Origin of the sequence: Luteococcus sp., assembly GCF_043424415.1 — a bacterium.
Lineage (GTDB): Bacteria > Actinomycetota > Actinomycetes > Propionibacteriales > Propionibacteriaceae > Luteococcus.
Genome location: NZ_JBHWOO010000173.1, coordinates 1 through 7,343 on the forward strand (window position 1 = coordinate 1; position 7,343 = coordinate 7,343).

The 7,343-nt window shown below is 68.2% G+C and carries 9 protein-coding genes and 2 pseudogenes; 6 read left to right on the forward strand and 5 right to left on the reverse strand.

Features of this window, described 5'->3' with window-relative positions; genetic code table 11:
- Positions 1–98 precede the first annotated feature (98 nt).
- Positions 99–506, forward strand: a complete 408-nt coding sequence (locus tag ACHFFZ_RS10255) for a citrate lyase holo-[acyl-carrier protein] synthase (protein WP_394276528.1) — start codon at positions 99–101, stop codon at positions 504–506.
- Positions 507–563: 57 nt separating this feature from the next.
- Here the strand turns inward: ACHFFZ_RS10255 and ACHFFZ_RS10260 are convergent, their stop codons facing one another.
- The 4 genes and pseudogenes from ACHFFZ_RS10260 to ACHFFZ_RS10275 all read right to left on the reverse strand — a co-directional run bounded on the left by ACHFFZ_RS10260 (position 564) and on the right by ACHFFZ_RS10275 (position 2,439).
- Entirely contained in the window at positions 564–1,364 is an 801-nt protein-coding gene (locus tag ACHFFZ_RS10260; RefSeq protein WP_394276529.1) for an IS1634 family transposase, read from the reverse strand.
- A 57-nt stretch (positions 1,365–1,421) separates the two neighbouring features.
- Complete coding sequence (locus ACHFFZ_RS10265; RefSeq protein ID WP_394276530.1) at positions 1,422–1,658, reverse strand: hypothetical protein; 237 nt, start codon at positions 1,656–1,658, stop codon at positions 1,422–1,424.
- 28 nt (positions 1,659–1,686) lie between these two features.
- Positions 1,687–1,980 (reverse strand): annotated as a pseudogene (locus ACHFFZ_RS10270) (integrase core domain-containing protein); the annotation flags it as partial.
- Between the two features lie 111 nt (positions 1,981–2,091).
- Positions 2,092–2,439 (reverse strand): hypothetical protein, encoded by a 348-nt coding sequence (locus tag ACHFFZ_RS10275; RefSeq protein WP_394276531.1) that lies wholly within the window; start codon positions 2,437–2,439, stop codon positions 2,092–2,094.
- A 492-nt stretch (positions 2,440–2,931) separates the two neighbouring features.
- Here ACHFFZ_RS10275 and ACHFFZ_RS10280 point away from each other — a divergent pair, with 492 nt between their 5' ends.
- The 5 genes and pseudogenes from ACHFFZ_RS10280 to ACHFFZ_RS10300 all read left to right on the forward strand — a co-directional run bounded on the left by ACHFFZ_RS10280 (position 2,932) and on the right by ACHFFZ_RS10300 (position 5,147).
- Positions 2,932–3,162 carry a hypothetical protein gene (locus ACHFFZ_RS10280; protein WP_394276532.1) on the forward strand — a complete coding sequence of 77 codons (231 nt, stop codon included), beginning with the start codon at positions 2,932–2,934 and terminating at the stop codon, positions 3,160–3,162.
- A gap of 237 nt (positions 3,163–3,399) precedes the next feature.
- Complete coding sequence (gene trxA / locus ACHFFZ_RS10285) at positions 3,400–3,825, forward strand: thioredoxin (protein WP_394276533.1); 426 nt, start codon at positions 3,400–3,402, stop codon at positions 3,823–3,825.
- An 18-nt stretch (positions 3,826–3,843) separates the two neighbouring features.
- Positions 3,844–4,056 (forward strand): annotated as a pseudogene (locus ACHFFZ_RS10290) (polysaccharide deacetylase family protein); the annotation flags it as partial.
- Positions 4,057–4,099: 43 nt separating this feature from the next.
- Positions 4,100–4,312 carry a hypothetical protein gene (locus tag ACHFFZ_RS10295; RefSeq protein WP_394276534.1) on the forward strand — a complete coding sequence of 71 codons (213 nt, stop codon included), beginning with the start codon at positions 4,100–4,102 and terminating at the stop codon, positions 4,310–4,312.
- A 97-nt stretch (positions 4,313–4,409) separates the two neighbouring features.
- Positions 4,410–5,147 (forward strand): hypothetical protein, encoded by a 738-nt coding sequence (locus ACHFFZ_RS10300; protein WP_394276535.1) that lies wholly within the window; start codon positions 4,410–4,412, stop codon positions 5,145–5,147.
- Positions 5,148–5,209: 62 nt separating this feature from the next.
- Here ACHFFZ_RS10300 and ACHFFZ_RS10305 read toward each other — a convergent pair.
- Positions 5,210–7,343: ATP-dependent Clp protease ATP-binding subunit (locus ACHFFZ_RS10305; RefSeq protein WP_394276536.1), on the reverse strand; the 2,134-nt coding region annotated here is incomplete at its 5' end.

Here is a 7,343-nt window from a genome sequence, read left to right on the forward strand (position 1 = left end):
GGTCCCCAGCTGGGGATCGGGGCCGAAGCCGCTCTGCCGTCGGGCCGCAGGTCCCCAGCCGACATGGCAGGCTGGAGGTCTTCGACCGAGGAGGACACGTGGACACCCGACGCCTGGCCCTGGACCTGGCCACCGAGCACGACCTGCACGCCGTGGCGGTGGTCGTCGAGGGCGACCATGACGCCGAGCGGCACGCCCGGCTGCTGGCCGAGGCCGTCGACGAGGTGCAGGGCCTCTGCCAGGCCCACGACTGGCCCGTGTGGTGGCTGGAACGCGACGACGATGGCGCCGTGCTGGTGGTCAACGGGCTGGCGATGGACATCAAGCAGGCCCTGGTGGAGCTGGAGGACGAGCATCCGCTGGGTCCCTGGTGGAACCTCGACCTGGTCACCGTGCTCCCCGACGGCAAGCCGGGGGAGTGGCACCGGAGCCCCATGCGCCCCGAACCGCGCCAGCCCCGCCCACTCGATCAGCTGGCTCCGGCGCTGGCCGAGCTCGACGACTGAACAGCCCGGCCCCAGGTCGGGCGACGGCCTGCCCCCAACGAGGGGGGGGACGGGCCGTCACGGTGATTGTCGGCAGCTCGCCCTTGACCGGCCGTGACCGACGATGAACCGCAGCCGGGCCTCGTCCAAGGCCTTCAGATTGGCCGATGACAGCATCCCAGCATCGGCGACCACGATCACATCGGCCAGGTGATGGCGGGCCTGGAAGGCTTCGAGGGTGGGGATGATGGTCTGGGTTTCGGCCAAGTTCGGTTCCCAGGAGCCGATCTCCAGCGGAAAGCCCTGCCGGTCGACGAGCAGGCCGACGAGGATCTGCGGATCGGCCCGGCACTCTTTCGAGTACCCGACCTGGCGCAACTCGTCCTCGTCTTCGGCCTCGAAGTACAGGGTCGTGACGTCGTAGAGCGCCAAGGCTGCATCCCCATGCTGGGCGGCGTGCTGGTAGCAGGCGGTGGCCAGCTGGTCGCGATAGCCTCGCTCCGCGATCCGTCGCAAACACCGGTGCATCGTGGAGCGGTGCACCGGCGTGATGCCCAGGTCAGCCAGGACCCGGGCCCTGTCCAGCATCGAGATCGGCTCGACGATCCTGGCCAGCACGAGCTGGAAGAAGGCCTCATCACGGACCTGCTCGAAGCCCAGCGCGGACCATGCCGTCTGGATCGCCTCGACCAGTACCGCTGGTCGGCTGCCCGTGACCACCGCTGATTGCATGGCTGTAGGGCCGCCGAAGTCCAGCATCACTTGGTCTGGAGCGGTCAGTTTCGCCCGGCCGGCGGTCATCAGCGCGGCCAGTTCGGCCTCGTCATGGGCGCAGCCGAGATGCTCCACGATCCGGCGAACACCACCAGCCTTGTCCACGATATGCACCGCAGTCGCGCCCGAAGCAGTCTTCACCTTGAGCAGATGTGTCCCGCGTCAAGTAGTTGGCAGGATTTCGGGCTCGGGAAAGGTGGGGATCGCGGGATCGGCCAGGCCGCAGTGGACCTGTGAGGGCCGGTTCCAGGCCAAGGGCTCGTGGGGTCGGATGGTGTTGAACTCAGCCCGGTAGGCATCGGCCTCTCGGACGAGGTCGAGAGCATCGTCGATCTGTTCGCGGTAGAGACGCTCGTACTTCAGGCTCTGGAAGGCCCGTTCACGGACCCGGGCCTTCACCCCGGATCGTGGACACGGTGGTGGTTGATTACGCTGCGGTTGGCAGCGTAGCGGCCCGGAGGGCCTCGTAAGTGTTCGGGGACAGGTAGCCGCACCAAGAATGGCGACGGCGGGTGTTGTAGCGGGTGACCCAGCGAAAGACCTGACGGCGACACAACTGCGGCCCAGCGAACGTGGCCTGCGCGGCGAGGAGTTCGCGTTGGAGGGTGGCGTTGAACGACTCGGCCAGACTGTTGTCGGAGCTCGTCCCCACGGCCCCCATCGACTGGGTCACCCCGAGACCCTTGCAGAGTTTGGCGTAGGCCTTCGAGGTGTAGACGGCAGGTTCAGCGGGTGGACGCAGCAGAGGCAGAACCCGAGGAACGGCCTTAGCCAGCGCCCACTTGGGGAGGTGACGGCAGGACGAGAAGCGGACCGAGGAACCAAGATGCTCCTAACACCCGCTCTGCAGGGCAAGCACCCGCCGGACGACGGGGTGGCGAATCCGTTCGAAGGCACTGCGGTACGGGCCGCTGATCCCGACAGCTTGGCACCACAAATGCACGAGCTCGCCGGCGTCGCGTTCGTCGCGGGCCAGGACGAAGGGCTGGACAATGTCGAGGCCGTCGTCGGCTTCGCGACAGTTGCCGGATCGCCAGTTGCTGCCTTCCAGTTGCCGCGCGGCTTGGGCGAGGGCGATGCCGGCCCGCCACAGGTCGAGCGCCTCGTTGCCGGCGAGCTCGTGCCCCATGATCCTCACTTGCTCGCCGGTGAGCAGGCGGGTGAAGTGTTCGGTGCGCACCGACGATCTGGTGCGCACCGCGCCGGGGACGGCCTTGTTGTTCCAGTCGGCCAGGTAGGTCTCGTGCCACTCACAGGTGGTGATCCAGGCAGTCGCCAGATGAGCGGTTCGCTTCGGCCTTCCTCGGTGCAGTGGGGGCAGCTTCGGGGCCGGCGCAGCCACATCCAGGGCCGTTTGGTCACGACACCGCTCGCGAGGCAGGCGCCCAGGTCGAAGGCGATTCCGTCCAGCGACTGCAGGTGCATGGCATGCACCTGGTGCGCGGTGATGTTCAACCGCGCCGCGGCTGTCTGGGCCGCGGTGGGGGTGATGGTCACCGCGTGGGCTTTCACGGTGAGCTGACGTTCCAGGATCGACAGCGGGCACCTGAACACGGCGGCCATACGTGCCAGGTAGGACGCCCAGCTCTCGGGTCGGCCACCCCGCTTCTGCTCGACCAGCTGCCGCACGCGCTTCACCTACGTCAAGAAGCAGCTCCTGCAGACGTGGCGCATGTTGGAAGACGCGCGGTGCATCCGCGGTTGCGGCGAGCGGGTCGACGAGATCATGGGCCAGCAGGCCCAGTGCCGCTGGCTCCTGGAGCGGTACCAGGTCTTCGACCCGGCTGGCGACAATGAGCGCCACGAATCTCAGCAAGCCCTGCAGAGGCTGCAGGAACCGACACCATCTCAGGACTGGCTCGCAGCAGCGCAAGCCCTGATCCGCCTCCGCCCCGAAGCCTGAGGAAGCACCCCATGGGACTTGACCCCGCACCAGTCGAGCCCTGCGGCGGTCTGAACCGCGGCGCGTCGGATGGCCGGCGGTGTGGGGTCTGGCCCCCATCTCGGCGTGGACGCCCGCCCATCCACCAGCTCCACTGCTGCATCAACCACCCGTGCGGGGGCACGCTGGACGTGTCGGGTTGGCCACGGGTGTGGCCGCCCCTGGAGAAGCGATGAACCCCTGACCTGTGGAGGAACCATGGACGCCCACATCACCACCTGTCCTGCCTGCAACACCCGCAACCGGGTCCCCGCGGTGGCTGCCGGGGTGCCGCAGTGCGCCACCTGCCACGCGCCATTGCCCTGGATCGCCGACGCCCACGACGCCGACTTCGCCGCTGTCAGTGACTCGTCGAAGCTGCTGGTCCTGGTGGACCTGTGGGCGCCGTGGTGCGGCCCGTGCAAGCAGTACTCGCCGGTGCTGGAGAGGCTCGCCGCGCAGTACGCCGGCCGTCTCAAGCTGGTGAAGGTCAACGTCGACGAGTCGCCGGCCACGCAGGCCTCCTTCGGCGTCCAGTCGATCCCGACGCTGGTACTGCTGCGGGATGGCCAGGTGGTGGCCCGACAGGCCGGTGCCATGTCGTTGGGGGCCCTGCGGCGCTGGGTCGAGCCGCACCTGGACTGACCTCACCTGTCGACGAACATCCCGGCCACCACTAAGCATGCGCAGGGTTTCGAGATCGCCAACCACACCTATGACCACAAGCCGACCAGCGACCTGCCGGACGCGAAGGTGGCGTGGGAGGTCAGGCGCACCAATGCGGCCCTGCAGAAGATCACCGGCCAGAAGCCGACGCTGATGCGTCCGCCCTATGCCGCCCGCACGCAGCGCACGGACAAGGTCGTCGGCGCCAACGGGCTGGCCGTCGTGGTGTGGGAACAACTCACCGGAGGACTGGGTGGCCGGCCACAACACGGCGGCGGTCATCACGAAGCTCACGGTGCAGCGCGCCAGCCGGAACTCCATCCTGCTGATGCACGACATCCACCTGTGGACCGTGGATGCGGCCGCTCCCACCATGGACACGCTGCAGAAGCAGGGCTACACGCTGGTCACGGTCAGCCAGCTGCTGGGCTCCACGAAGCCCGGGAAGCTCTACCCGGCGGCCTGACGCACCAGTCGACTGGCCAGGTGCGGTTGGAGCTCGAGCCCCACCTCCTGGCGAGGTGATCCCGATCTCTTGCGTCAGAGCCCGGTAGCCTCGAAGCATGCCCAGCCACCTTGATCCTCCAGTGACCGCCCTGACGTCCCAGCCCCGGCCCGGCTGGTCGATGCGACGCAGGCTGCTGCTGGTGGCCGCCTCCACCGTCCCGTTGGCCTTCGCCGCCGCGCTGGAGTGGGTCAAGGGCCGCGACGGCATCGGCACCGTCGCATTCGTCGCACTGAGCGCCGCTGGCTACCTGTTGGCGATGTACGGACGCATGCCGGACGAGGTGAACGTTGCCGGTAACGGAGCCAAGTTCACCACCGAGCAACGCCTGGAGGTGCAGGCCATCCTCGACGAGATGACGGCCGAGCAGCTCGAGGAGATCGCCACCGACGGGTCCGACGAGATGCGCGAACTGGCCAGCGACGCCCTCGACTTCCGCGACCGAGCCCGCGCCTACCTGGAGCAGGCCGCCACGCTGGAGGGCTTCAGCCTGTCGTCCACCGGCCACGGCAGCCTCGACGCCGGCCCAATCCTGGGCCTGGTGCGCGCCGTCAACGGCATCGTCCTTACCCGTGACGACCGGGTCGTGGCCGTCGACCTGGGCGAGGCCGAGCTCTCCTCGCTGGAGCTGGCCGCCCGGGGCGTCACCCATGTGCTGGAGGTGCAGCGCACCCAGGTCACCGTTCGCCGCGTCAGCGACGACACCTCGCTCTACTCCTCCGACCGCACGATCAGCGTCGACCAGCTACGACGGGCGCTGCGTGCCGTCACCCAGGACACCACCCACACCGCCTGACCTCACGCACACATGAAGCAGGCCGGGACTCCCCTGGTGGGAGCCCCGGCCTGTTGGTCGGGTCAGACGATGCGCAGTTCGTCGGTGTCGGGATCGACATCGAAGGTGACCACGGCCCCGTCGGCGATCTCGCCGGCGAGCAGCTTGCGGGCGAGCTGGTCCTCGATGGTGGACTGCACCAGGCGGCGCAGCGGGCGGGCGCCGTAGACCGGATCGAAGCCGTTGCGGGCCAGCCATTCCTTGCCCTCGTCGGTGACGTCGATCACGATGCGACGCTCCGCGAGCCGAGCGTTGATCTTGTCGAGGTTCGTGTCGACGATGTGGGTGAGGTCCTCCAGCGTCAGCGGGTCGAACATCACGATCTCGTCCAGCCGGTTCAGGAATTCCGGACGGAAGGCCTGCCGCACCACACCCATCACAGCCTCATGCTTGGCCTCGGCATCCAGGCTCGTGTCCGCGAGGAACTGGCTTCCCAGGTTGCTGGTGAGGATCAGGATGGTGTTGCGGAAGTCCACCGTACGGCCCTGCCCGTCGGTCAGGCGGCCGTCGTCGAGCACCTGCAGCAGGATGTTGAACAGGTCCGGGTGCGCCTTCTCCACCTCGTCCAGCAGCACCACCGAGTAGGGACGTCGACGCACGGCCTCGGTGAGCTGGCCGCCCTCCTCGTAACCGACATAGCCGGGAGGCGCACCCACCAGGCGGCTGACCGAGTGCTTCTCGGAGTACTCGCTCATGTCGATGCGGATCATGGCCGTCTCGTCGTCGAACAGGAAGTCGGCCAAGGACTTGGCCAGCTCGGTCTTGCCGACGCCGGTGGGGCCGAGGAAGAGGAAGCTGCCGGTGGGGCGGTTCGGGTCACTGATCCCGGCACGGCTGCGCCGCACGGCATCGGCGACGGCCGTGACGGCCTTCTTCTGGCCGATCAATCGCTTGCCGATGTGCTCTTCCATGTGGAGCAGCTTGTCGGACTCGCCCTGCAGCATCTTGCCGACGGGGATACCGGTCCAGGCGCTGACCACCTCGGCGATGTCGGTGGCGGTGACCTCGTCGGCCACCATCCGTTCCGCCTTCTCCTGGTCCTCGGCCTGCTTGGCCTGCTCCAGCTCCTTCTCCAGGGCCGGGATGCGGCCGTAGGCGATCTCGGCGGCCGCGGCCAGGTCGCCGGCACGCTGGGCCTTGTCGGCCTCGATGCGCAGCTGGTCGATCTGGGTCTTCAGCTCACCGATCCGGTTCAGGCCAGCCTTCTCGGCCTCCCAGCGCGCCTCCAGGCGACGCAGCTTCTCCTCGGCGTCGGCCAGCTCCTTCTCCAGGCGCTCCAGACGGGCCTTCGAGGCGGCGTCGGACTCCTTGCTGATCGCGAACTGCTCCATCTTCATCCGGTCCACCTGACGGCGCAGCACGTCGATCTCCTCCGGGGAGGAGTCGATCTCCATCCGCAGCCGACTGGCGGCCTCGTCAATCAGGTCGATGGCCTTGTCCGGCAGCTGCCGGTTGGTGATGTAGCGGTGGGACAGGCTGGCGGCGGCCACCAGGGCGCCGTCGGTGATCCGCACCTTGTGATGGGCCTCGTAGCGCTCGCGCAGACCGCGCAGGATCGCGATGGTGTCCTCGACTGTCGGCTCACCCACGTAGACCTGCTGGAAGCGCCGCTCCAGGGCCGGGTCCTTCTCAATGTGCTCGCGGTACTCGTCGAGCGTGGTGGCACCGATCATGCGCAGCTCACCGCGGGCCAGCATGGGCTTGAGCATGTTACCCGCATCCATCGCACCCTCGCCGCCGGCACCGGCGCCGACGACGGTGTGCAGCTCGTCAATGAAGGTGATGATCTGACCCTCGGACTCCTGGATCTCCTTCAACACGGCCTTCAGCCGTTCCTCGAACTCGCCGCGGTACTTCGCGCCCGCGACCATGCTCGACAGGTCCAGGCTGACGACACGACGGCCCTTGAGGGAGTCGGGCACGTCGCCGGCCACCACGCGCTGCGCCAGGCCCTCGACGACGGCGGTCTTGCCGACGCCGGGCTCGCCGATCAGCACCGGGTTGTTCTTGGTGCGGCGGGCCAGCACCTGCACCACCCGGCGGATCTCCTGGTCCCGGCCGATCACCGGATCCAGCTTGCCCTCGCGGGCACGCTCGGTCAGGTCAATGGAGTACTTGCCCAGGGCCGACTCGCCACCCTCGGCCTCCGGACTGGTG